This window comes from Pseudonocardia parietis (genome assembly GCF_017876315.1).
In the GTDB taxonomy this organism is placed as follows: Bacteria; Actinomycetota; Actinomycetes; order Mycobacteriales; family Pseudonocardiaceae; genus Pseudonocardia; species Pseudonocardia parietis.
This window is the reverse complement of record NZ_JAGINU010000001.1, coordinates 1,379,908-1,404,039: the sequence shown is the minus strand read 5'-3', so window position 1 is coordinate 1,404,039 and position 24,132 is coordinate 1,379,908. Positions and strand designations below refer to the sequence as shown.

General features: G+C 74.6%; 22 protein-coding genes. 3 read left to right on the top strand and 19 right to left on the bottom strand.

Annotated features, from left to right (window positions below; translation table 11 throughout):
• Positions 1-26: 26 nt before the first annotated feature.
• The 8 genes from hemB to JOF36_RS06660 all read right to left on the bottom strand — a co-directional run bounded on the left by hemB (position 27) and on the right by JOF36_RS06660 (position 10,133).
• The gene (gene hemB, locus JOF36_RS06695; protein WP_210025531.1) at positions 27-1,001 is read right to left on the bottom strand and encodes a porphobilinogen synthase; all 975 of its coding nucleotides are present in this window, start codon (positions 999-1,001) and stop codon (positions 27-29) included.
• A gap of 516 nt (positions 1,002-1,517) precedes the next feature.
• The gene (locus JOF36_RS06690; protein WP_210025530.1) at positions 1,518-3,059 is read right to left on the bottom strand and encodes a bifunctional uroporphyrinogen-III C-methyltransferase/uroporphyrinogen-III synthase; all 1,542 of its coding nucleotides are present in this window, start codon (positions 3,057-3,059) and stop codon (positions 1,518-1,520) included.
• Positions 3,060-4,028, bottom strand: coding sequence for a hydroxymethylbilane synthase (hemC, locus tag JOF36_RS06685; RefSeq protein ID WP_210025529.1), 969 nt, complete (start codon positions 4,026-4,028; stop codon positions 3,060-3,062). It abuts the gene before it with no gap.
• The gene (locus JOF36_RS06680) at positions 4,025-5,461 is read right to left on the bottom strand and encodes a glutamyl-tRNA reductase (protein WP_210025528.1); all 1,437 of its coding nucleotides are present in this window, start codon (positions 5,459-5,461) and stop codon (positions 4,025-4,027) included. The genes hemC and JOF36_RS06680 overlap by 4 nt, the downstream gene beginning before the upstream one ends.
• Positions 5,458-6,225 carry a redox-sensing transcriptional repressor Rex gene (locus tag JOF36_RS06675; protein WP_210025527.1) on the bottom strand — a complete coding sequence of 256 codons (768 nt, stop codon included), beginning with the start codon at positions 6,223-6,225 and terminating at the stop codon, positions 5,458-5,460. The genes JOF36_RS06680 and JOF36_RS06675 overlap by 4 nt, the downstream gene beginning before the upstream one ends.
• Before the next feature lie 479 nt (positions 6,226-6,704).
• Complete coding sequence (locus JOF36_RS38690; protein ID WP_210025526.1) at positions 6,705-8,309, bottom strand: molybdopterin-dependent oxidoreductase; 1,605 nt, start codon at positions 8,307-8,309, stop codon at positions 6,705-6,707.
• 7 nt (positions 8,310-8,316) lie between these two features.
• Positions 8,317-8,550, bottom strand: a complete 234-nt coding sequence (locus JOF36_RS06665; protein ID WP_210025525.1) for a glutaredoxin family protein — start codon at positions 8,548-8,550, stop codon at positions 8,317-8,319.
• 2 nt (positions 8,551-8,552) lie between these two features.
• Positions 8,553-10,133: an AMP-binding protein gene (locus JOF36_RS06660; protein ID WP_210025524.1), complete on the bottom strand. Its 1,581-nt coding sequence runs from the start codon at positions 10,131-10,133 to the stop codon at positions 8,553-8,555.
• A gap of 699 nt (positions 10,134-10,832) precedes the next feature.
• On the opposite strand from JOF36_RS06660, the gene JOF36_RS06655 reads away from it, so the two are divergent.
• The 3 genes from JOF36_RS06655 to JOF36_RS06645 all read left to right on the top strand — a co-directional run bounded on the left by JOF36_RS06655 (position 10,833) and on the right by JOF36_RS06645 (position 14,232).
• A complete protein-coding gene (locus JOF36_RS06655) occupies positions 10,833-11,474 on the top strand; it encodes a sigma-70 family RNA polymerase sigma factor (RefSeq protein WP_210025523.1) in 642 nt (213 codons plus the stop codon).
• Positions 11,475-11,655: 181 nt separating this feature from the next.
• Complete coding sequence (locus tag JOF36_RS06650; protein WP_210025522.1) at positions 11,656-13,113, top strand: DUF5667 domain-containing protein; 1,458 nt, start codon at positions 11,656-11,658, stop codon at positions 13,111-13,113.
• Between the two features lie 198 nt (positions 13,114-13,311).
• Positions 13,312-14,232 (top strand): HAD family hydrolase, encoded by a 921-nt coding sequence (locus JOF36_RS06645; RefSeq protein ID WP_372447446.1) that lies wholly within the window; start codon positions 13,312-13,314, stop codon positions 14,230-14,232.
• Between the two features lie 34 nt (positions 14,233-14,266).
• On the opposite strand, the gene JOF36_RS06640 is transcribed toward JOF36_RS06645, so the two are convergent.
• From JOF36_RS06640 to JOF36_RS06590, 11 genes are all read right to left on the bottom strand, one after another.
• Positions 14,267-15,286, bottom strand: a complete 1,020-nt coding sequence (locus tag JOF36_RS06640; protein ID WP_372447366.1) for a lysophospholipid acyltransferase family protein — start codon at positions 15,284-15,286, stop codon at positions 14,267-14,269.
• 8 nt (positions 15,287-15,294) lie between these two features.
• Entirely contained in the window at positions 15,295-16,341 is a 1,047-nt protein-coding gene (locus tag JOF36_RS06635; protein WP_210025521.1) for an NAD-dependent epimerase/dehydratase family protein, read from the bottom strand.
• Between the two features lie 177 nt (positions 16,342-16,518).
• Positions 16,519-16,620 carry a 30S ribosomal protein bS22 gene (locus JOF36_RS06630; protein WP_010241351.1) on the bottom strand — a complete coding sequence of 34 codons (102 nt, stop codon included), beginning with the start codon at positions 16,618-16,620 and terminating at the stop codon, positions 16,519-16,521.
• Between the two features lie 218 nt (positions 16,621-16,838).
• On the bottom strand, positions 16,839-17,051 hold the full coding sequence (locus tag JOF36_RS06625; RefSeq protein ID WP_210025520.1) for a helix-turn-helix domain-containing protein: 213 nt from the start codon (positions 17,049-17,051) through the stop codon (positions 16,839-16,841).
• A 190-nt stretch (positions 17,052-17,241) separates the two neighbouring features.
• Positions 17,242-18,042: a pyrroline-5-carboxylate reductase gene (gene proC / locus JOF36_RS06620; protein ID WP_210025519.1), complete on the bottom strand. Its 801-nt coding sequence runs from the start codon at positions 18,040-18,042 to the stop codon at positions 17,242-17,244.
• A gap of 21 nt (positions 18,043-18,063) precedes the next feature.
• Positions 18,064-18,891 (bottom strand): thioesterase family protein, encoded by an 828-nt coding sequence (locus tag JOF36_RS06615; RefSeq protein ID WP_210025518.1) that lies wholly within the window; start codon positions 18,889-18,891, stop codon positions 18,064-18,066.
• Positions 18,892-18,935: 44 nt separating this feature from the next.
• Positions 18,936-19,778 carry a sugar phosphate isomerase/epimerase family protein gene (locus JOF36_RS06610; RefSeq protein ID WP_372447365.1) on the bottom strand — a complete coding sequence of 281 codons (843 nt, stop codon included), beginning with the start codon at positions 19,776-19,778 and terminating at the stop codon, positions 18,936-18,938.
• 50 nt (positions 19,779-19,828) lie between these two features.
• A complete protein-coding gene (locus JOF36_RS06605) occupies positions 19,829-21,115 on the bottom strand; it encodes a Yip1 family protein (RefSeq protein WP_210025516.1) in 1,287 nt (428 codons plus the stop codon).
• Positions 21,115-22,122 carry a Ppx/GppA phosphatase family protein gene (locus JOF36_RS06600; RefSeq protein ID WP_210025515.1) on the bottom strand — a complete coding sequence of 336 codons (1,008 nt, stop codon included), beginning with the start codon at positions 22,120-22,122 and terminating at the stop codon, positions 21,115-21,117. Before JOF36_RS06600 ends, JOF36_RS06605 begins: the two co-directional genes overlap by 1 nt.
• Before the next feature lie 46 nt (positions 22,123-22,168).
• Positions 22,169-22,858 carry a response regulator gene (locus tag JOF36_RS06595; RefSeq protein WP_210025514.1) on the bottom strand — a complete coding sequence of 230 codons (690 nt, stop codon included), beginning with the start codon at positions 22,856-22,858 and terminating at the stop codon, positions 22,169-22,171.
• A 1-nt stretch (position 22,859) separates the two neighbouring features.
• Positions 22,860-24,095, bottom strand: a complete 1,236-nt coding sequence (locus JOF36_RS06590) for a sensor histidine kinase (RefSeq protein WP_210025513.1) — start codon at positions 24,093-24,095, stop codon at positions 22,860-22,862.
• Positions 24,096-24,132 lie beyond the last annotated feature (37 nt).

The window sequence follows — 24,132 nt, the reverse complement described above, 5'->3', positions numbered from 1 at the left end:
TTCGGCGGTACCGGACGCCCGTCCGGTCAGTCGAGCCAGGTCGCGACCTCGGTCGCCCAGTAGGTCAGGACCACGTCGGCGCCGGCGCGGCGGATCGAGGTGAGCGTCTCCAGGATCGTGCGCTCCCGCTCCAGCCAGCCCTTCTCGACGGCTGCCTCGATCATCGCGTACTCCCCGGAGATCTGGTACGCGGCGACCGGCACGTCGGCGACGTCGGCGACCCGCGCCAGCACGTCCAGGTAGGCAAGCGCGGGCTTGACCATCACCATGTCGGCGCCCTCGTCGAGGTCGAGGGCGAGTTCGCGCAGTGCCTCGCGGGCGTTGCCGCCGTCCTGCTGGTAGCTCTTGCGGTCGCCTGTGAGCTGGGAGTTCACCGCCTCTCGGAAGGGGCCGTAGAACGCCGAGGCGTACTTCGCGGTGTAGGCGAGGATCCCGGTGTCGGTGAACCCGGCCTCGTCGAGCGCGGCCCGGATGACGCCGACCTGGCCGTCCATCATCCCGCTCGGGCCGACCAGGTGTGCCCCGGCGCGGGCCTGCTCGACGCCCATCCGCGCGTAGATCTCGAGGGTGGCGTCGTTGTCCACACCACCCTCGGCGTCGAGCACGCCGCAGTGACCGTGGTCGGTGAACTCGTCGAGGCACAGGTCGGACATGACGACGAGCGCGTCACCGACCTCGGCGCGCACGTCGCGCAGCGCCACGTTGAGGATCCCGTCCGGGTCGACGGCACCCGAGCCGGTCGCGTCGTGCACCTCGGGGACGCCGAACAGCATCACCCCGCCGACCCCGGCCGACGCCGCCTGCGCGACCGCCTTGCGCAGCGTGTCACGGGTGTGCTGGACGACGCCGGGCATCGAGGAGATCGGCACCGGTGCGTCGGCCCCCTCCCGCACGAACATCGGCAGCACCAGCTGCCGCGGGCGGACCTCGGTCTCGGAGACCAGCCGTCGCATCGCGGGGGTGGTCCGCAACCGACGGGGGCGCTGCGCCGGGAATCCCATGCGGAGCAGCGTAGGACGCATCGCCCGGACCCGTTCCCTCGACGCCCACGGCCGTTACCCGCCGAGATGCGGCTCAGTGCGAATTGTCGATCTCTGCATGACCCTGAGCTGCATCTCGGCGCGGAAACCTCCCCAGCATGCCCCCAGCGCCCGCCCGATCCTCCCGGCGGCCGGTCCGCCCCGCCCCGCTACCCGCCGAGATGCGGCTCAGCGGGAATTGTCGATCTCTGCGGCCCGCTGATCTGCATCTCGGCGCGACAATCTCCTCCGGCCGGTGCGTCGGTGCTGATCCGGAGCGCCTCCCGGGCCGGGCCGCGCTCGAGGCGGCCGTCGGGGCCTCGTTCCACCTACCGGAGGCGCCCGGCCGTACGCCCCGCGAGGCGCGCGAGATGTGCCTGCGCACCCTCGTGAAGACCGCCGCCGCATGACCCCCACCTCGAGAGACGACTCGAGGAGCTCCGGTCCGGTAGTACCGGACCGAAGCTCCTCGGGTCGGGAAACGGGGAAGGACGGCCGTCAGCGGCGGCGGGCCTTGACCTTCTTGGGCGGGGGCAGGTTGCCCTCGGCGCGGAGCTTCGCGGTGTGCTCGGCCAGCGCGTCGACCAGGGTCGGGACCCTCGCCTCCTCGGGCTGCACGTCCACCCGCAGGCCGAACTCGCGCGCGGTCTCCGCGGTGGCCGGGCCGATGCAGGCGACCAGGGTGCGGGCGTGCGGCTTGCCGGCGATGCCGACCAGGTTCCGCACGGTCGACGACGAGGTGAAGCACACCGCGTCGAACCCGCCGGTCTTGATCGCCTCACGGATCGGCGCGGGCGGCGGGGCGGCCCGCACGGTCCGGTAGGCCGTCACGTCGTCGATCTCCCAGCCGCGCTCCTGCAGCCCGGCCGCCAGGGTCTCGGTGGCGATGTCGGCACGCGGCAGCAGTACCCGGTCGACCGGGTCCAGCACGTCGTCGTACGGCGGGAAGATCTCCAGCAGGCCCTCGGACGTGGAGGACTGGGCCTCGTCGACGTCCGGGACCAGCTCCGGCTCGATGCCGAACTCGCGGACCTTCTCCGCGGTCGTCCGGCCGACGCAGGCGATCTTCACACCGGAGAACGCGCGGGCGTCGAGGCCGAACTCGGAGAACTTCTCCCACACGGCGCGGACCGCGTTGGTGGAGGTGAACACGACCCACTGGTAGCGGCCGTCCACCAGGCCCTTGACCGAGCGCTCCATCTGCGCGGGCGACCGGGGCGGCTCGACGGCGATCGTCGGCACCTCCTCCGGGATGGCGCCGTGCATCCGCAGCCGCTCGCTCATCACACCGGCCTGGTCCTTGGTCCGGGGGACCAGCACCCGCCAGCCGTAGAGCGCGCGGGACTCCCACCAGGACAGCTCGCCGCGGCGGCCCGCGGCCTCGCCCACGGTGAGGACGAGTGCGCCCTCCAGCTCACTGCCGTCGGCGGCGAGCTTGCCGACCGACGACGAGATCGTCTTCTGGGTGGAGGTGGTGCCCCCGGCGGTGATCGCGACGGGGGTCTCGGCGGGCACACCCTGCGCGGACAGCCCGGCGGCCACGTCGGCCAGCAGCGCACCGGTCGCGTGCAGCACGACCGGGCCGGGGGACGCGGCCAGCGCGGCCCAGTCGACGCCCGCGCGGACGTCGGCCTCGACGTGCGCCGAGCCCAGCGCGACGCCGGCGTAGGCCGGGACGGCGGTGGAGGCGGGCACGCCCGGGATGACGTCGAACGGCATGCCCGAGGCGGAGACGGCCATCGCCTCGGCGACGACCGCGTCGTTGGTCAGCGGGTCGCCGGTGACCAGCCGGGCCACCGAGCGGCCCTGACCGGCCTCACCGAGCAGGTCGCTCGCGATGTCGGTGGGCTGGCCGACGGCCGGGCGAACCTCGGCGCCGTCGGCGGCCAGGGCGAGGATGCCCTCCGGCACGTCCGGGTCGGTGATCACCAGCGGCGAGCCGGCGAGCACGTCCCGGGCGCGCACGGTGAGCAGCGCCGGGTCCCCCGGTCCGCTGCCCACGAAGGCGATCCGCCCCGAGGTGTTGGCAGGTCCTGTCATTTACGAACTCCCGATCCAGCGGTTGGCGGGGCCACCGAGGCCTGCGGGCAGGTCCTCGGCGCCCAGGTCGAGCAGCTCGTGCGCTACTGCGGCTCCGAGCTTCTCGGCGGCGTCCATCTCTCCGGTGGCGGAGGCGCGCACCACGTCGCCCTCCGCGATCTCCCCGAGCCCCAGCACAGCGCGCAGCGACAGTCTGTCGACCGCGCGGCCCTGGTCGTCCAGGTCTGAGACGACATCGGCCAGTGCACCCACCGGGGCGGTGCAGCCGGCTTCCAGGGTGGCCAGGACGGCGCGCTCGGCGGCGGCGGCGGCGCGCGCGTCCGGGTCGTCGAGCACCGAGCGCAGCGTCTCGGCGACCTCGGCGTCCCCCTCGCGGCACTCGACCGCGAGGGCCCCCTGGGCGGGGGCGGACAGCATCTGGAGCGGGTCGATCAGCTCGACCGCCTCCTCGATGCGGCCCAACCGGCGCAGCCCGGCCGCGGCGACGACCACCGCGTCCAGCTCACCGGAACGGACCTTCCCGATCCGGGTGTCCACGTTGCCGCGGATCGGCAGCACCTCGAGCCCCTGGCCGAGCGCGTACAGCTGCGCGGCCCGGCGCGGCGAACCGGTGCCCACCCGGGCGCCCCGGCCCAGCTCCCCCAGGACCCGCCCGTTCGTGACGAGCGCGTCGCGCGGGTCCTCCCGGCTCGGGACGGCGGCGACCCGCAGGTCGGCGGGCTGGGCGGTGGGAAGGTCCTTGAACGAGTGCACGGCGACGTCGATGTCGCCCGCGGTCAGCGCGTCCCGCAGCGCCGACACGAACACCCCGACCCCGAGCTGGGTCACCGGCGCGGTCGAGCGGTCACCGCTGGTGGCGACGGTGACGATCTCGCACGGGTACCCGGCTGCGGTCAGCCGGTCGGCGATCGTGGTGGTCTGGGCGACCGCCAGCTTCGACGGTCGTGTCCCGATCTTCAGGGGGCTCACGAGATCTGCTCCGGGGGTCGCGACCCGATCGCCGGCGGCGCGGCGTCGGGGCTGGTGTAGCGCAGGGCGGCTCCGACGTCGGTTCCGTCGACGCTCGCGTCGGCCTGAGCCCCGCGGACCGGGGCGGCGACCGCCGCGGCCGCCTGCGGGTCGAGCTCGAACAGGGTGCGCAGCGCCGCTGCGTAGCTGTCCCCGTCCGGGCCCTCGGCGAGCCGCTTGACCTGCACGGTCGGGGTGTGCAGCAGCTTGTCCACGACCCGGCGGACGGTGTGCGAGAGCTCCCCGCGCACGCGTTCGTCCAGGACGGGCAGCCGCGAGTCGAGCCGCAGCAGTTCGGCGTCGACGACCTCGGAGGCCCGGCGGCGCAGCGCGGTGACGGTCGGGGTGACCTCGGCCGAGCGCTGCCCGGCCAGGTACTGCTGGGCCTCCTCGTCGACCATCTTCTGCGCGGCCGCGACCGATCCGCCGTCGGCGGCGTCGAGCAACCGGCGCTGCAGGGTGGCCAGGTCGATCATCCGGACGCCGGGCAGCTCGCCCACCGCCGGATCGACGTCGCGGGGCAGCCCCAGGTCGCAGACGACCAGCGGCCGTTCCCGGCCGGCGGCGAGCGCCTCGGTGACCGGGGCGGTGCCCACGACGTGCCCGATCGCCCCGGTGCACGCGAGCATCAGGTCGGCATCGGCCAGCTCGGCGGCGAGGTCGTCGAGCGCGGCGAACCGGGCGTGGGTGCCCTGCTCGAGCACCTTCTCGACCAACCGCTCGCCGCGTTCCGCCGACCGGTTCAGGACGACGATCTCGGACGCCCCGGCCCGGCGCAGGTGCGCGGCGGCCAGCGCGCCCATGGCGCCGGCCCCGACGATCACCGCGCGGGAGCCGTGCAGTCCGTCACCCGCTCCGCCGCCGAGCTCGCGGTCGGCGTCGCGCAGCGCCTCGGACACCACGGAGGCGCCCGCCTCGTCGATACCGGTGCCGGCGTGCACCCGCTTGCCGACCCGCAACGCCTGCTGCACCAGCTCGTGCAGCACCTTGCCGACCGAGCCGGCGCCGTCGGCCGTGGCGTAGGCGCTGCGGAGCTGGCCGAGGATCTGCGACTCGCCGACGACCATCGAGTCCAGGCCGGCCGCCAGCTGGAACAGGTGCTGGACGGCGGAGCCGGCGTAGTGCACGAAGAGATGGTCGGACAGCTCGCCGATCGGGAACCCGGCATAGCTGCCGAGGACGTCGGTGACGTCGCCCAGACCGCCGTGGAACGCGTCCACGACGGCGCAGATCTCGATCCGGTTGCACGTGGAGAGGAGTACCGCCTCCTCCACGTGCGTGCGGTCGAGCATCTCCTCGAGCAGCTTGGGCACGTCGTCCGGCGCGACGGCGAGGCGCTCCAGCACCTCGACGGGCGCGCTGCGGTGCGACAGGCCGACGATGAGGACGCTCATCGCGGGGACACCACCGATCCGTTCGTCTCGCTCCCGGCGCGGGCGCCGGGAGCCTGCCCGTCGGCACCGTGCCGACGGGCCACGTGGAACGCGAGGACCTGCAGCTCGACCGAGAGGTCGACCTTGCGGACCTCGACGTCCTCCGGTACCTGCAGCAGCACCGGAGCGAAGTTGAGGATGGACTGGACCCCGCCCTGCACGAGCAGGTCGCAGACCGCCTGCGCCGCGGGCCCGGGGGTCGCGATCATGCCGATGGTCACGCCGCCGCCGGCGCAGACCTCGGGGATGTCGCGGACGTGCCGCACCCGGATGCCGTTGATGTCGATGCCGACCAGGTCGTCGTCGACGTCGAACAGGGCGCTGACCGGGAACCCACGGCCGGCGAACCCGGCGTACCCGGCGAGCGCGTGCCCCAGGTTGCCGACCCCGACCAGCGCCACCGCCTGCCGGTGGTCCATGCCGAGCTCGCCCTGCAGCCGCCCCTGCAGCGACGCGACGTCGTAGCCGACCCCGCGGACGCCGTAGGAACCCAGGTAGGACAGGTCCTTGCGGAGCTTGGCCGAGTTCACGCCGGACGCGCCGGCGAGCTCCTCGGAGGAGACGGTCTCGACCCCGGCCTCGCGCAGCTCGCCGAGCACCCGCAGGTAGACGGCGAGCCGGGAGACGGTGGCCTCGGGCACCGGGCGGACGGGGCGGTCACCGTCGGACGGCGCGTCGGCCACGGCGGCCGGGCCGTCGGGTCCGGTGGCGGGCGGCAGGCTCATCGGCCGTCCTCCTCCGGCATCGCGGGCTGGCGGAACGCGGTGGGGGTTCCGGCGCTCGTCCGGCTCGCGGGGGTTGTCCGCGGGCGGTCGGTCATCGAAACTGTCCGTGCTCCGGTCGGGGTCCGTACTGTCCACATCTCCGGCGGCGAACCGGCCGGGGGTGCGGTCGCCACTGCCCGATCGCGGAACGGCCGTCGTGACGGTCGATCGACGCGGACCAGGGCAGGCCCGGTGTCACGATGCCGTGCTGGACGGCGGTGCCGCCGGACCCGGCGACAGGAACCCACGGTAGCCGCTTGTGAAGGCACGCACAAAGTTGCGATCTTGGTCCGCGACGTGCTCCGCGCGGGCGCTGACCTGGCACTACCGGTGATCGATGGGCATAGACCGCTCACCGTGCGACGTAGGGCACTCCGAGGCCCGTGCCACCTTCCGCCCGCCCCGCCGCGACCACGCGTGACGCAGGTCTCCGCCGGAGATCAGGCCACGACGACCGACCGGGTCGGCAGACCGGTCGCCGCGCCGGGCAGCGGGGACCGGCGCTCGGCGACCTGGGGAACGCCGTCGCCGTCGGTGGCCCGGCAGCGCAGCGTGTACCGGCCCGGCGCGAGGTCCAGCTCCGCGCGCCACATCCGCCAGGTCGCCCCGCCCGCCGGGACCGGGGCCAGCTCCGCAGCCACCCACGGCCCGTCCCCCACACCGACCTCGACCCGGGAGATCCCGCGCGGCACCGCCCACGCGGTCCCGGTCACGACGACCCGTCCGGCGGGAACCTGGGCGTACGACGACGGGGCGTCGATCCGCGAGGCCGTCTCCATCGGCCCGGGTGGCGCCCAGCCGCGCACCCGCCAGTAGTCGGCCCGCGCCGCGAACGTCGTGAGCTCGATGCCGGTCACCCACTTGGTGGCCGAGACGTAGCCGTACAGGCCGGGGACGACGATCCGCACCGGGAAGCCGTGCTCGGGCGGAAGCGCGACGCCGTCCATCGCGACGGCGAGCAGCGCGCCGCGGGCCGGGTCCAGCACGACCGACGCCGGGCTGCCGGCCGTCCAGCCGTCGGTGGAGGTGGACAGGACCTGGTCGGCCGCCCGGTCCGGGACCGCCTCGGCCAGCAGCGGGGCCAGCTCGACGCCGGTGAACCGGGTGGTCGACACCAGGCCGCCGCCGACCTCGTTCGAGACGCAGGCCATCGTCACCCAGCGCTCCACGAGCGGGCGGGCCAGCAGGTCGTCGAGGCCGAGATCCAGCTCGCGGCCGACCATCCCGTGCACCCGCAGCCGCCACGACGCCGGATCCACCGCGGGCACCCGCAGCGCGGTGTCGATCCGGTAGAAGTCCGCGACCGGCGTGGCGAACGCGGTGCCGCCCGGGAACGCGGCACCCGGCGGCAGGCCGGCCGCGGGCGCGACCCGGCCGGCGGCGGCGAGCGTGGTCAGCCGTGCGGTGAGCGCGTCGCGGGCCGGTCCGATCCGGGCGGACGGCAGCCGGGGCGCGATCCACGCCGCACCCGCACCCGCGACCAGCCCGCCGGCGCCGGCCGCCGCCGAGGCGCGCAGGAACCGGCGCCGGGTGAGCGACTCCCGCGCCGGGCGCCCGTCCGGGAGGGTGCCCTCGGGCGTGAAGGGCGGTATCCGGGACGCCAACCGATGCAACCCGTGAAATGTCGTCACAGTGACGGCAAGAGAGATCGCCGCAGGCAGGACGTCCAGCTGCCCCGCGCCGGGCGCCGTCGCGGCCGCCACCGCTCCGACCAGTCCGAGCGCCGCGAGGCCCCACGTCCCGGGCCGCCGCGAGCTCCGCGACAGCGCACCGAGGCCGGCGGCGGCGAGCGCGAGCACGACGAGTACCCCGGCGACGACCGTGTGGCGGCTGCCGAGCCCGGCGCCGACCGTCGCGGCCTCGGCGAGCGCGGGCGGGGTGAGCGCGACGACCTGCCCGGCGACCGCGGTCACCGGGCCCGCGGGCGGGGAGACCGGCAACGCGACGAGCTGGCCCGCGCCGACGCCGAGCGCGGTCGCGGCGAGGGCGGCGAGGCCGCCCCGCGCGGGACCGGGGCGGTCCCGCCGCACCGCCCCGGCCGTCACCACCGACTCATCCGGAGAGGTCCGCCCGCAGCCGCGCCTCGTCCACCCGGAACGAGTCGCGCTCCCGGCCGTCCAGCAGCACCACCGGCACCTGGTCGCCGTACTCGGCGCGCAGCTCCGGGTCCGAGTCGACGTCGCAGGTGTCCCACCCGGTGCCGGTCTCGGCGCACACCCGCTCCACGATCTCGGCGGCGTCGGCGCACAGGTGGCAGCCGGCCCGGGTCAGCAGCCGAACTCGCATGCTCACATCCTCGCCAGCGTCCGGCGGGCGATCTTGCCGGTGGGTGTGCGCGGCAGCTCGTCGGCGAACGCGACGACCGCGGGCCGCTTGAACCGGGCGAGGCGCGCCGTGCAGTGCTCACCGACCTGCTCCTCGGTCAGGTCCGAGCCCGGCTCGAGGACCACGACCGCCTTCACCGCGGCGCCGGTCCGGTCGTCCGGCACACCGACGACGGCGACCTCCGACACCCCGTCCAGTTCCGCGATGACCTGCTCGACCTCGCGCGGGTAGACGTTGAACCCGTTCACGATCACCAGATCCGACGACCGGTCGACCAGGTGCAGGTCACCGTCGGCGTCGAGGTAGCCGACGTCGGCGGTGACGAACCAGCCGTCCTCGTCCGGGCCGCCGGAGCCGTCGGGCCAGTAGCCGGAGAACAGGTTGGGCCCGCGCAGTGCGATGAGCCCGGTGTCGTCGCCGGTCTCGGAGCCGTCGTCGAGGCCGAGCTCGTCCTCGTCGGGCTCGGGCTCCGGCGCGTCGATCGGCCGGCCTGCCGTGTCGACCAGCCGCAGCTCGACCCCGGGCAGCGGCCTGCCGACCGAGCCCGCCTTGGCCGGGCGGCCGAGGTCGTTGCTGGTGATCACCGGGCCACCCTCGGTCAGGCCGTAGCCCTCGTGCAGGTCGAGGCCGGTCGCGGCGCGGAACTCCGCCAGCCATCCGGCAGGCAGCGGCGCGCCGCCCGAGGTGCACAGCCGCACCCCGCCCGTCGCGTGCCGCAGCCGATCGGGGGACACGTCGAGCAGCAGGCGGAACATCGACGGCACGCCGGCGATCACGCTCACCCGCTCGTCGACGACGACGTCGACCAGCCGCTCCGGGTCGAACCGCCCGGGCAGCACGACGGTCGCGCTCGCCCAGCAGACCTGCAGCAGGCCGGCGGCGAAGCCGTAGACGTGGAACAGCGGCAGCGCGAGCAGCACGCGGTCGACGCCGTTCACCGGGGCCGGCCGCAGCTCCGCGGCCTGCGCCCGGTTGGCCAGCAACGCACGGTGGGTCAGCCGCACCCCACGCGGGCGGCCGGTCGCCCCGGAGGTGAAGACGATCATCGCGAGCCGCTCGGGGTCCACCGGCGCCCGCTCGGCGGGCGGCGCGTCCGGCGCGGGGGCCGCGGGATCGGGGGGCGGCAGCAGCCGGGCACCGCAGCGCTCGGCACACGCGGCGGCCACGGCGTCGTCCTCGACCGCCACGACCACCGCGGGCTCGGCCTGGTCGAGCGCGATCTCCAGTTCACGGGGCACCGATCCGGCGCCGAACGGCACGACGGTGGCGTCCGCGCGCAGCGCCCCGAACACCGCGACGCAGTAGGCGGCGCCGTCCGGCAGGCCGACCGCGACGCGGTCGCCCGGCCGCACACCGGCCGCACGCAGCCGGGCCGCCTCGGCACTCACCGCCGCGTCGAACGCCGACCAGGACAGCGTGCGCGGGGAGTCCCCCGACAGGTCCCGGACCGCATCGTGCCCGGGACGCTCGGCGGCGTTGCGGGAGATCAGGTCGGCCAGGTGGACGACGGGGCTCTCGGCGGGGTCGGGACGGGGTCTCGGCACGGGAGGGCTTCCTCTCGACACGGTTCGTGACGCGTGCGGGTCAGTCTGGCAAACCCGGACCGGACATCGGCACCGCTCGTCGCTGCGTACATACCGTGTCGGTTCGGACACGCTCAGCTAACAGTTCACTGACCGCGCGTACGGAGCCGCTCGGCGGACGGAGGCACGGTGAAAGGCGGTGAGCGTCATGCGTCACTCGATCAACGTTTATGCTCCGCCGCTACACGAGGTTCAACGCGCGAACCGCCGGTTCGTCGCGCGACTCACCCGAGGGAGTGGCATGCAACTCGCCACCGCACCGCGCCGCGGTGCCGGACGCGGCGCGTCGCACGGCACCGGACACGACGTCCCACGCCGTGCCGGCCCCGGTGGGCCGTGTCGTCCCGGCGGATATCCGGCCCCCCGGGATCCATGACCCGGCCGATGCGACCACAGCGGCTGTTCCGGCCGCGAGAACGACCCGAGAACTCAGCTGATCCAGCCGTCCGTCCCGACCGGGCCCCCGAACCCGGCAAGGACCGACCCGACGCCGTCCGACCCCAGCCGGACGGGGAGGTGTCCGTGACTTCAGCGACCTCTGCACCGACGGGGCCGATCGCGTCCGCTCCCGTGGTCGACGCTCCGCCCGGGTACCCCGCACCTCCCGGCGCCAACCGTCCGGGCGGGAGCGCCACCCGGACGGGTACCGGTGAGCGCGACATGCCCGCACCGCGCCAGGCGCCGAACATCTCGCAGGACCTGCCCCGCCCCGAGCAGGACCCGGCCGACGAGGCCGCCCGTGCCGTGGAGGACGCCAACAGTTCCTGGGCGCTGGTCGAGGCGTGCCAGGCCGGCGACGCCGCGGCCTTCGGCGAGCTCTACGAGCGCTACCACGACATCGTCTTCCGGTACGTGCTGTTCCGGATGGGCGACCGGGCGTTCGCCGAGGACGTCACCCAGGAGACCTTCGTGCGCGCGCTGCGCCGGATCTCCTCGGTCAGCTACCAGGGCCGCGACATCGGCGCGTGGTTCGTGACCATCGCCCGGAACCTGATCTTCGACCACGTGAAGTCGAGCCGCTACCGGCTGGAGCAGACGACGTCGGAGATCGCCGACCACTCGCCGCCGTCCACCGGGGGCCCCGAGCAGCAGGTGCTCGACATGGCCACCAACGACGAGCTGCTGGCCTCGGTCGCCAAGCTCAACGCCGACCAGCGCGAGTGCATCCAGTACCGGTTCCTGCGCGGGCTGTCGGTCGCCGAGACCGCCGAGCTGATGGATCGCAACGAGGGCGCCGTGAAGGCGCTCCAGCACCGGGCCGTACGCCGGCTGGCTCAGCTGCTCCCGGACGGTCTGCGGTGAACGGCAGTGCGGCCCGAGTGGCCGGAAGGCGAGAGGCGCTGCGGACAACTGCGGTGAGCGCACTACTCGATGCGGTGAACGGTACCGGACCCGTAACCTCGTGGCCGGTCGGTCGTTGTGCAGACGAGCGCGCCCGATACGCGCCGACGAGCAGCGCGAGACTGCAGTGAGGACGGACGGCATGCCAAGGGCATGGGACGACAGGCACCCGGCGGAGGACGGCTTCGACCGGGCCCCCGTGGGTGCCCCCGCGTCGGAGGAGCTGGCGCACGAGATCGCGCTGGCCGCGGCGCTGGACCGCTCGCGTCGCGACCTCTCGCCGGACCCGCACGCCTCGGCACGCATGCGGCAGCGGCTCTTCGACGTGCTCGCGCAGGAGGGGATCGGCCGTGCGGAGCAGACCGAGGCCAGGTCCCCGTTCGCCGAGCGCCCCGCGGACCTCACCCAGGACCACTCCGACCTGACCGCACCGATCGGGCCGCCGATCGCCGACGACCTCGACTGGGACGCCGTCTCGAACCGGCGGCACGCCGGCGAGCGCACCCCGGTGGCGGACGACCCCGGTGCGCGCTCCTCGCGCCCGAAGCGCGGCCGGCACGTGCTGCCGAACGACCACCCGGACCACCCCGAGCAGGTCGGCGCCGCCGCAGGCCCGGCCCGTGACGCGGACGCAGGCCCCGGCCGCGACGAGGAGGCCCGCCCGTCGGGTCCCCGGATGCTGGACCGTCGCCGCCCGAGCGTGCGCAAGCGGTTCGGCGTCATCGTCGGCGGCTTCGCCGCGCTCGCGGTGATCGCCGGGGTGACCTCGACGGTCAGCCGGGACGCGTTGCCCGGCGACGCGATGTACGGCGTGAAGCGGGCCAGCGAGAGCGTCGGCGGTGTCTTCACCATGGGCGAGCAGGCCGAGGCCACCCGTCAGCTCGACCTCGCCCGCTCCCGGGTGGACGAGCTGGAGAGCCTGGTGGCGCGCTCGACCCCGCCACCGCCGGGTGCGGTCGCCGCCGCGATGAAGGACTTCGACCGGGCCACCAGCACCGGCAGCCGGATGATGCTGACCGGTTCCGGTACCGACAGCACCGACTCCGCGCGGCTCGCCGAGCTCCGGACCTGGGCCGCGGCCCAGTCCGGCCGGATCACCCGCCTGCAGGAGGGGCTGCCCCCCGAGAGCCGGCCGGAGACCGCCGAGGCCGTGCAGCTCCTGGACCGGGTCCTCGCCCGTGCCGAGGCGCTGCGTGCGGGCAGCGGCTGCGCCGCCGACAGCGGCGGGACCGTCGACGACCTCGGCCCGGTCCCGGGCGAGTGCCGCACCGGCGGCGGCTCGACCCCCGTCGACGCCTCGCGGCAGTCGGCGACCGCCACTCCGGAGGACACGACCACGCCGCCCGGGAGCGAGACCCCGAGCGCGGAGACCACCAGCCCGGACACCTCGACGTCCGAGTCGCCGTCGAGCACCAGCGAGACCAGCGAGTCGAACGGCGGCGGCCTCCCGCTGCTGGGCGAGTCCGAGTCGTCGACCAGCAGCTCCCCGAGCAGCACATCGCCGTCCTCGGAGCCCGGGTCGTCCTCGGACGGGAACCTGCTCCCGCCGATCACCATCCCGCCGCTGCTGCCGGGTCTCGGACCGGTCACCCTCGGCTGATCCCGCGCCGTACGCCCGGTGCGGGCCCGGTCCGGAGCATCACGCTCCGGGCCGGGCCCGTGCCGGTGCTCCGCAAGTAGGCTGGGGCGGCGCCCGAGCCCGTCGGGCGCCCGACGCCGTCGCACCAGGAAGGCCGCCGTGGTGAGTGATCCCGGGTCCGCCCCCGACGAGGTCCCCCCCGACCCGACCGGTGCCGGGATCGAGACCGGGCTGGCCGAGGAGCCCGGCGTGCTGGCGAGCGCCACCGCGCTCGACTCCGCCCAGCGGGCCGGCCAGGCCTCCGCAGCGGCGGCGGTCGCGGCCGAGCAGGCGGACGGCGCCTGGCCGGACACCGACACGGACGCCCCGCCCCCGGACCTGACGGCGGCGGCGTTCTTCGACGTCGACAACACAATGATGGTCGGCGCGTCGATCTTCCACTTCGCCCGCGGGCTCGCGGCACGCAAGTTCTTCACCACCTCGGACCTGATGGGCTTCGCCTGGCAGCAGATGAAGTTCCGGGTCGGTGGCCGGGAGGACAAGGGCGGCATCGCCGGGCACCGGGACACCGCGCTGTCGTTCGTCGCGGGCCGCCCGGTCGAGGAGGTCGTGACCCTCGGCGAGGACATCTACGACGAGCTGATGGCGGACCGGATCTGGGCAGGCACCCGGGCGCTGGCGCAGATGCACCTCGACGCCGGCCAGCGGGTATGGCTGGTCACGGCGACGCCGGTCGAGCTCGCCCGGATCATCGCCCGCCGTCTCGGCCTGACCGGGGCGCTGGGCACGGTCGCGGAGTCCGTCGACGGCCTCTACACCGGGCGCCTGGTCGGCGAGATCCTGCACGGGCCCGCCAAGGCGCACGCGGTCCGCGCGCTGGCCGCCTCCGAGGGCCTGGACCTGCGCCGCTGCACCGCCTACTCGGACTCGGTGAACGACGTGCCGATGCTGTCCGCCGTGGGGACCGCGGTCGCGGTGAACCCCGACTCGGAGCTGCGGGACGCGGCGAAGGCGCGGAACTGGCAGATCCGCGACTTCCGGACCGGGCGCAAGGCGGCCCGGATCGGGGTGCCCTCGGTGCTCGGTGCCGGTGCGGTCGCCGGTGCCGTCGCGGCCGGGATGGCCTACCGGAAGCGGTAGCCCCGTCGGGCGGTGACCCGGCCGGGGGCCGGGATCAGCCCAGGAACACGTTGCGGCGCTGGGACAGCAGCCGGTAGAGCGTGTGCTGGATGGTCTCGCGCACCTGGTCGGTCAGGTTGAACACCAGCATCGGGTCCTCGGCGTCGGCCGGGGTGTACCGGTCGGTGGGGATCGGCTCGCCGAACTCGATGTACCACTTCGACGGCAGCGGGATCAGCCCGGCCGGGCCGAGCAGCGGGAAGGTCGGCGTGACCGGGAAGTACGGCGCCCCGAGCAGCCGGGCGAGCGGCGCGATGTCGCCGATCTTCGGGTAGGTCTCCTCCGCGCCGACGATCGAGCACGGGATGATCGGCACCCCGGTGCGCAGGGCGGCCGAGACGAACCCGCCGCGGCCGAAACGCTGCAGCTTGTACCGGTCCCGGAACGGCTTGCCGATGCCCTTGAAGCCCTCCGGGAACACCCCGACGAGCTCGCCGGAGTTCATCAGCCGCTCGGCGTCCGGGCTGCAGGCCAGGGTGGCGCCCGCCTTGCGGGCCAGCGACCCCGAGACCGGCAGGGTGAACATCAGGTCGGCGCCGAGGAGCCGCAGGTGCCGGTGCGCGGGGTGCTCGTCGTGGACGGCGACCGTGGTCATCGCCGCGTCGAGCGGCAGCGTGCCGGAGTGGTTGGCGACCAGCAGGGCGCCGCCGGTCTCCGGGAGGTGGTGGGCGCCGATCGTCTCGACCCGGAACCAGCGCTGGTACAGCGGGCGCAGCGTGGGCAGCAGCATCGCGTCGGTCAGCTCGGGGTCGAACCCGAACTCGTCGACCTGGTACTCACCGGCGAGCCGGCGGCGCAGGAACTCGAGCACCTGCTCCAGCGCCGTCTCCCAGCCCGGCTTCTCCTGTTCGTCGGGCGCCATCGGCATCGGCGGCACCGAGGTGGGCGGTGTCCGCTCCTCGCTCCGGGCAGGCCCCCGGTCGCCCCGGATCGGGATCACCCGCGCCTCGGCCATGCCGTTGCCCTTCGTCGTCCCGCCACGCCGTCCGCGCGACTGCTGCTCGTGCGCCTTCATGGGAGTACCTACCGCAGTACCCGGGCCAGGCCGAGCACTCCGCGCTCGACGGCCGCGATCCGCTCCGCGCCCAGCACCGGGCTCAGTGCCTTGCCCCGGACGAAGTCGTCGAACGCCTGGGTGGTCGTCCACCGCGGCTCGAAGCCGAAGTCGTCGATCAGCCGGGTCACGTCGACGACCCGGCCGAAGTTCAGGAAGCGCATCTGCTCCGGCGAGAAGTCCACCACCCGGGCACCGCGCAGCACCCGGCTGAGCGGACCGACCGCGCTGCTCGGCACCGACACCGGGATCTTCCCGGCCCGCCGCGCCGCCTGGGACAGCATCAGCACCCCGTGCGCCGCGACGTTGAACACGCCGGGCAGCTCGTGGGTGGCCGCGCGTTCCAGCACGGCCAGGCCGTCCTCCTCGTGCAGCAGCTGGATCCGGGCGTCGTACCCGAGCACGGTCGGCACCACCGGCAGGGCGAAGTACCGGCTCAGGACCGTGTCCATCCGCGGGCCGATGAAGTTGGCGAACCGCAGGACGGTCGTCGTGACGTCGGGGCGGCGGCGGCTGAACCCGCGCAGGTAGCCCTCGATCTCGGCGGCGTCCTTCGCGTAGCCGCCCGACGGCAGGTCCTTCGCGCCGATCGCCTCGTCGAACACCGCCGGGTCGCGGGGGCTGGAGCCGTACACCGCGGTGGTCGACTTCAGCACCACCCGCTGCACGCTGGTCGCCTTCTGGCACGCAGCGAGCAGCTGCATCGTGCCGATGACGTTCATCTCCTTCATCGTCGCCCGGCCGCCGGCCGAGGCCGGGCTGGCCGACAGCGACGCGTGAACGACGGTGTCGACCCCGGCGGTGGAGATGACCTTCGCGATCAGCGGGTTGCGGATGTCGGCGCGCACGAACTCGGCACGCCCCATGCGCTTCAGCAGGTCCCGCGGCGGCGGGACCGTGTCGACGCCCAGTACCCGGTCGATGTCCGGGTTCGCCGCCAGTCGCGCCGCGAGGTGCCCGCCGAGGAATCCGCTCACACCGGTGACGAGCACGACCTTCGGGGTCGGCGACGACATGGACGACCTCACTGACCTCGCGACGGGGCGGACGACGGGCCGATGCTAGTACCCCCGGTCACGCTCGGCGCATGTACGTGCACGTGAGGTGCGCGACGCCCCGGCGACCGTGCGGGGAACCCTGGAACGACACCGGCCGCGCACCCGCACTGAGCGGGGGCGCGGCCGGTGCGCGAGTCACTTGCCGAGCTTGCGGCGCTGCACTCGGGTCTTGCGCAGCAGCTTGCGGTGCTTCTTCTTCGACATCCGCTTGCGGCGCTTCTTGATGACCGAGCCCATGTAGTGCTCCTCCTGTGTCGATGCAGATCGCCCGCGACCGCTCCACCGGTTGGCCTCGAGGCGGGCCGCCCGCACTGCGCGAACACGCGGGGCGTGCGACCGGTGGGGATCGGCAGCCGGTACGTCAGTCTACCGGGGCCCTCGTGACGACCGCCGGACGGGGATACCGTGTCCGGTCCGCCGCGCTCAGCGTGAATGTTCCGCTCCGCAAGGAGCACTCAGCCGACGTCGAAGTAGGCGTTGCGCAGGTAGTCCTCGACGGCGCGCTGCGGCACCCGGAACGACCGGCCGACCCGCGCCGCGGGCAGCTCGCCCGAGTGCACCAGCCGGTACACGGTCATCTTGGAGACGCGCATCATCGAGGCCACCTCGGCCACCGTCAGGAACTGGACCTGGGACGGCCGCAGGGACTCGGGACGTTCCGCCGGCATCGGGCACCGCCTTCCTCCCCCGGCACGAGACCCCGGAGGCCCGGTAGTGGGGGATGCGTGTGCAGTCTACCGGGACGGATGTGACGGTCGGTCCGCCAGAGGGGTGGCCCGATCGTGGCACACTCCGGCGCGTCCGGGGGACGACCGGTCATCCGATGCGCTGACAGGGGGAGGACGCAGGGTGTCCGGCTCAGCTCCGGCCGAGCTCGGCCGACCGGTCGTGGGCCGCGGTGACCGCGTCCGCGAACGCCGACCGCAGCCCGTGCCGCTCCAGTTCGCGCAGCGCGGCGGCGGTCGTCCCGGCCGGGGAGGTGACGTTCTCCCGCAGCACCGCCGGGTGCTCGCCGGTCTCGCGCAGCATCCGGGCGGCGCCCAGCGCGGTCTGCACCGTCAGCTCGGTCGCCGCCGCCCGGGTCAGGCCGACCGCCACCCCTGCTTCGATCATGGCCTCGGCGACCAGGAAGAAGTACGCCGGGCCGGAGCCGGAGACGGCGGTCGCGGCGTCCTGCTTGGCCTCGTCGATCCGCAGCACCGAGCCGACCGTGGTGAGCAGCGACTCGGCCTCGGCGAGATGCGCGTCGGTCGCGTACGCCCCCGGGGAGATCGCGCACATCGCCGCGCCCAGCAGCATCGGCGTGTTCGGCATGACCCGCACGACCGGCGTGCCGTCGGGCAGCGCACCCTCGAACAGCGACGTCGGCACCCCGGCACACAGCGACACCACCAGCGTGCCCGGCTCGAGCACACCGGCGACCTCGCCGAGCAGCCCCACCACGTCCTGCGGCTTCACGGCGACGACGACCGTCCCGGCACCGCGCACCGCGCCGGTCACCGGCTCGGCGGCGATCCCGAGCTGCGCCGACAGCTCCGTGGCGCGTGCCGGGAACTTCTCCGTGAACACCAGCTCACCGGCGTCCCGCCCGGCCGCCAGCAGCCCGCCGAGCAGCGCCTCGCCGATCCGTCCCCCGCCCAGTACCGCGATCCGTGTCATGGGACGCAGCCTAGGAAGGCCCTACGGGCGCAGTGGCGCGAGGGCGAGCTGACGGGCCTGGCAGACCGTCCGCCCGGCCGCGTCGACGACGGTCACGTCCTCGTCGAACTGGGTGCCGGACACCGTGTGCGAGCGGGACTCCACCCGCAACCAGCCGGGCACCGGCTTGGCCCGCAGCAGCGCGGTGAGCTGCACCGTCGGTGCCCAGCCCTGCGCCCCGCCGAGGTTGAACACGGTCGGCGGCAGGATGTCGCCGGCCAGCAGCGCGAACAGCACGTCCGGCTCCTCGCCGCGCGGGCGCACCCAGCCGGCCATCTCCGGCGGAGCGGTCTCCCCGCGCAGGAACGCCAGCGCGTCCGGCGGGTAGCGCATCTCGCAGGCCGCCGCCAGGCCGCGGGCTCCCCCTTCCGCCGCCGCGGGGTCGACCGCGTCCGTGCCCGGCTCCGGAGCGAGGACGGGGCCGGTCTCCCAGCGGGGCTCGCCCTCGGGCAGGACGCCCGCGGTGATCGTGGAGTGCAGCATCGGCTTCCCGTCCTGCAGCAGCCGCACCGCGATCGACGAGATGGTCCGCCCGACCTTGAGCGGGGTCGTCTCCAGCTCGACCGGCTGCAGGTCGGGGGCGCGCAGGAAGTCGACGGACACCGCCAGCGGATCCGTGGCGGGAGCGCCCTCGGTGGCCAGCCGGGCCATCCCGGCCTTGGCCATCAGCACCATCAGCAGACCGCCGAACGCCTTCGGGCCGATCGCCCAGACGTCGTCGAGCCCGGCGCGGAACCGGCCGTCACCGAGGTCGTCGAGGACGTGCGCGTCGGCGAACGGGCGCCCGGTGCGGACCGTCGTGCTGCTCATGCCCACAGGTTACCCGCGGGTAGTGGATCTCCCGATGATCCGGGTCACGGTGCGGCGGTCGCGACCGCCGCCCGGACGGTGGGTACGAGGTTCAGGCGCGCGAACAACAGCGACTCGGCGAGCAGCCCGACCCGCTCCTGCCGGGTACGGCAGCGCCGGGTGGACACCTCGAGGACGACGGTGCCGCCACTGCGCGCGAAGTCCCCGTCCGCCAGGGTCTGGCAGACGTCGGCGCACGGCTGGAGACCCCGGCCGGGGACCAGGTGCTCGTCGCGGGGGGCGCCGGAGCCGTCGGTCAGGTGCAGGTGGGTGAGCCGGTCGCCCATCCGCTCCATGAGCTCCAGCGCGTCGACGCCTGCGGCGGCGGTGTGCGACAGGTCCAGCGTGTAGGCGCCGAAGCCGACCTCGGTCGGGTCGTGGCCCAGCGCGTACGGCACCGTGCGGATCGCGCCGCGCTGCACCGGGAACATGTTCTCCACCGGCAGCGTGACGTCGTGGTGTTCCCGGGCCCGGGCCACCTCGTCGGCGAAGACACCGGCGTAGCGCCGCTGCCAGCGGAACGGCGGGTGGACGACGACGGTCCCCGCGCCGAGCCGGGCCGCGACCTCGACGGTGCGGCGGAGCCGGTGCACCGGGTCCGCGCCCCACACCCGCTGGGTCACGGCGAGGCAGGGTGCGTGCACGGCGAGGATCGGGACCCCGTGCCGGTGGGCGAGCCGCTCGACCGCCCGCGGGTCCTGGCTGACCGGGTCGGTCCAGATCATGAGCTCGACCCCGTCGTAGCCGAGCTCGGCGGCGATCTCGAATCCTGCCGCGACGCCCTCCGGGTAGACCGAGGCGGTCGACAGAGCGATCGGTACACCGCGCGGGGAGACGGATTCGGGCACGGATGGCGACGACGTCACAGTACGTGGAGTCGTCAGACCGTCGCGCATCGTTACCGGTCCAGCAGCACCAGGATGGCCGGGGACACCGTCAGCAACAACCCGACCAGGACCGCGAACAGCGTGGTCTTCAGGTCGTCGTTGCGCAGCAGTGCACGCACACCGAGGACCAGCCCGACGGTGAGCACCACGGCCAGGGCCAGCGCCACGATCGGGAACGAGAACCAGAGGAAGCGGAACAGCACCCAGATCGCGGCACCGGCGACCGCACCACCGATCCACTGGGCGATGACGACCGCCCACGCCTGACCGGTGCCCGCGGCGCCCTCGGCGGCGGGGTCCTCCAGCCCGGCGGGTGGCTCGGCCTCGGCCGCGGCGCGCCGGCGGCCGAACCTGCCGCGCGGCTCGGCGTCGTCCTCGGCGGCGTCGTCCGCCGGCTCGTCGTGGCCGTACTCGTCATGACCGGAGTACCCGTCGGGGCCCGGACGACCGGGCGCGAGGACCGCGGTCCGGTCGCCGTCGTCGTGACCCCACCCGCCGGCGCCCGGCTCGTCGTCGGTGAACGGGTCGTAGGCACCGGTCGGCGGGCCGGCATCGACCGGCACGGGCCGGCCCTGCGTCTGTGTCGGGGGACCCTGCTCGTCGTCCAGCAGCGGGGCGCCGAACTGGGTGGGCGGGCCGCCGTCGTCCTCGTCGGGCACCGGGCGGCGGGCCCCGAGCCGGCTGGTCGGGATCTCGTCCGGGCCGTCGGCGCCGTACGGCCCGTCGGCACCGTAGGACCGGGGCTCCGGCGGGCGGCCGGGACGGGCCGCGGGCGGCGGGCCCGCCGGCCCGGGACGGCCGTTCGGTGCGAACGCCTGGGGGCCGTACCCGTTCGCCGGGCCGCGCGGGGCGCCGTTCGGTGCGTTGCCGTTCGGGGCACCGCCGTTCGGGGCACTGCCGTTCGGTGCGCTGCCGTTCGGGGCGAACGCGGAGTCCGCGTCCCACGGCTGGTGACCGTTCGGACCACCGGGGCCTTCGGCCGGCTCGGGCCTGCGGGACGGGAACGACGGGTGCTCGGGAGGAGCCGGCCGGTCGCCGCGCGGGGCGCCGCCGTCGCCGGCCCAGCCGGTCGCCGCGACCGGCTGACGTGCCCGCTCCGCGGTGGCCGGCCGCGCCGTGGCGGGGCCTGCCGGTGCCTCGGGCGCGACGCGACCGGGGCCGGGCGGCGGGCCGCCGGCCGGGGCGTCGTCGTCCTCGGAGGCACGCCGACGGCGGCGCCGACCGGTCTGGGAGCCGCCGTTGGCGGCCAGCAGCTCGGCGACCGTCCGCTGGCGCGGCTCTGGGCTGTCCACACTCATCACGTCCACCGTGCCCTGTGTGTTGTCAAGGGTCCAAGCCCGCCCCCGGATGTCTGCGCCGAGCGGTCGTCCCCCGTCGCCCCGTCGAGCATGTCGAAGCGACGCAGGAGCACTCCCTCGCGCAACGCCCACGGGCAGATGTCGAGTTCGTCGACTCCGAGCACGTCCATCGTGGCCTCCGCCACGACCGCGCCGGCGACGAGCTGGTGCGCCCGGCTGGAGCTCACACCGTCGAGCTCCGCGAGGTCCGGCCCGGACATCCGGGTGACGAACGCCGACAGCTGACGCAGGCCCTGGACGGTCAGCGTGCGCACTGCCCGCGGCCCCGCGCCGGAGGGCGCCGCGCCGGCGAGCCGGGCCAGCGACCGGAACGTCTTCGACGTGCCGACCGTGCGGTCCGGGCGCCCCGCCGCGGACAGCCGGGCGGCCACCGGGGCGAGCTCGTCACGGACCCGCTCGCCCAGCCGGGCCACCTCGGCCCGCGTCGGCGGGTCGGAGGTGAACGCCTCACGGGTCAGCCGGCCTGCGCCCAGCGGCAGTGACACGGCGATGTCGGGCATCTCGTCCCGGCCGATCGCCGTCTCCAGCGAGCCGCCGCCGATGTCGAGCACCAGCAGCCGCCCGGCCGACCACCCGAACCAGCGCCGGACGGCGAGGAACGTCCAGGCGGCCTCGTCCTCGCCGGGCAGCACCTCGAGGAGCAGCCCGGTCTCGCGTTGCACCAGCGCCAGCACCTCGGCGGAGTTGGCGGCGTCGCGCAGCGCGGAGGTGGCGAAGGCCATCAGGTCGTCGCAGCCGGCGGCGCGGGCGGTGTCGCGGGCCCGATGCACGCTCTCCACCAGCGCCTTGACGCCGTCCGGGGTCAGCGCGCCGTCGTGATCCAGGTGCTCGGCGAGCCGCAGCTCGTCCTTCGCCGAGGACATCGGCCGCGGGTGCGCGCCACGGTGCGCGTCCACCACCAGCAGATGAACGGTGTTGGACCCCACGTCGAGGACGGCCAGGCGCACCGGAGCAGGTTACCGAGCCGTTATACGGACTCCGGCAACCCCCGGGTCACACATCGAACTTGTACCCCAGCCCACGCACCGTGACCAGGTGTTCCGGGTTCGACGGGTCGGCCTCCACCTTGGACCGCAGTCGCTTCACGTGGACGTCGAGGGTCTTGGTGTCGCCGACGTAGTCCGCGCCCCACACCCGGTCGATCAGCTGGGGCCGGGTGAGCACCCGCCCGACGTTGCGCAGCAGGTACTCGAGCAGGTCGAACTCCTTGAGCGGGAGCGGGACGTCCTCACCGTTGACCGACACGACGTGCCGCTCGACGTCCATCCGGACCGGGCCTGCCTCCAGCACGCCGTTGCCGCCCTCGGTCTCGGCGCCCCCCTCGCCGCCGCGCCGCAGCACCGCGCGGACGCGGGCGATCAGCTCGCGCGCCGAGTAGGGCTTGGTCACGTAGTCGTCGGCACCGAGCTCCAGGCCGACCACCTTGTCGATCTCGCTGTCCCGCGCGGTCACCATGATCACCGGGACCGCGGAGCGGGAGCGCAGCGCCTTGCAGACGTCGGTGCCGCTCATCCCGGGGAGCATGAGATCGAGCAGCACGATGTCGGCGCCGTTGCGGTCGAACTCGGACAGCGCGTCGTTGCCGTTCGCCGCGACGGCCGTGGTGAAGCCCTCCTTGCGCAGCATGAACGCGAGCGGGTCGGCGAAGGACTCCTCGTCCTCCACGATCAGCACCCTGGTCATCTCATCCTCCGGTTCCGGCGGTTTCGGGGGAGCCGCTCACCGCGGTGCCCCCGCCGCTCCCGATGCCCAGCCGGGCGGGGAGCCGCATGGTGAACGTCGATCCGGTGCCGGGGCGGCTCCACAGCCGCACCTCGCCACCGTGGTTCGCGCAGACGTGCTTGACGATCGCCAGGCCGAGCCCGGTACCGCCGGTCGCGCGGGACCGGGCCGGGTCGACCCGGAAGAACCGCTCGAACACCCGCTTCTGGTGCTCCGGAGCGATGCCGATCCCGCGGTCGGTGACGGCGATCTCGATCGAGCCGTCCACCTCGCGGCGGCTCAGCGAGACCGAGGAGTCGGCGGGCGAGTACGCGATCGCGTTCTCGACCAGGTTCGTCAGCGCGGTCACGAGCAGCGTCCGGTCCCCGTCGACGACCAGCCCGGACGGGGCGTCGGCGATGATCTCGACGCCGTGCGACTCGGCGGAGTTGCGGCTGCGGGCGAGCGCCTCGCCGACGACGTCGTCCACGTCGACCGCGGCCAGCTCCGGCAGCCGTTCGGCGCCGGTGAGCCGGGACAGAGCGATCAGCTCGGCCACGAGGTTGCCCATCCGGGTGGCCTCGCGGAGCAGCTTCTCCCCGAACCGGCGGACCTCGGCGGCGTCGGGCTCGGAGCCCTGGGCGGGCTCCATGCCGTCCAGGGAGTCGAGCAGCGCCTCGGCCAGCAGCGCGACCGCGCCGACCGGTGTCTTCAGCTCGTGGCTGACGTTGGCGACGAAGTCGCGGCGAGTCGCCTCCAGGCGTGCCACGTCGGAGGTGTCGACGGCCTCGACCAGGGTGAACCCGTCACCCAGCGGGCGGATCCAGGCCTGCACCGCGACCGGCCCGCGCGGTGTGCGGGCCAGCGGGGACAGGTCGACCTCGAGGAGCCTGCTGCCGGTCTGTACCCGCTGGCAGGCGGCCCAGGCGCGGGGATCGAGCCGCTCGGCGCTCACGGCGCCGAGCGCGGCGGCGCGCCGGTTGTGCAGCAGCACCTCGCCGCCGGCCCCGACCACGGCGAGCCCGGACGACGACTGCCGGAACGTGCGGTGCAGCAGCTCCGCGAGGGACGGGCCCTGGGCGTCCGGCCGGTCGGCCGTGGCCCGGCCCGGCAGGACGGCACCGTCGGGGCGGCGGGACGGGCGTCGGGCCAGCGCGGCCCCGGCCAGCAGGCCCAGGCCGAGCGCGGAGGCCGCGATCAGCCACGCGAGCGTGCTCACCGCTGCATCGTAGGCAAGCGGGGGTGCCCCCTGGCCA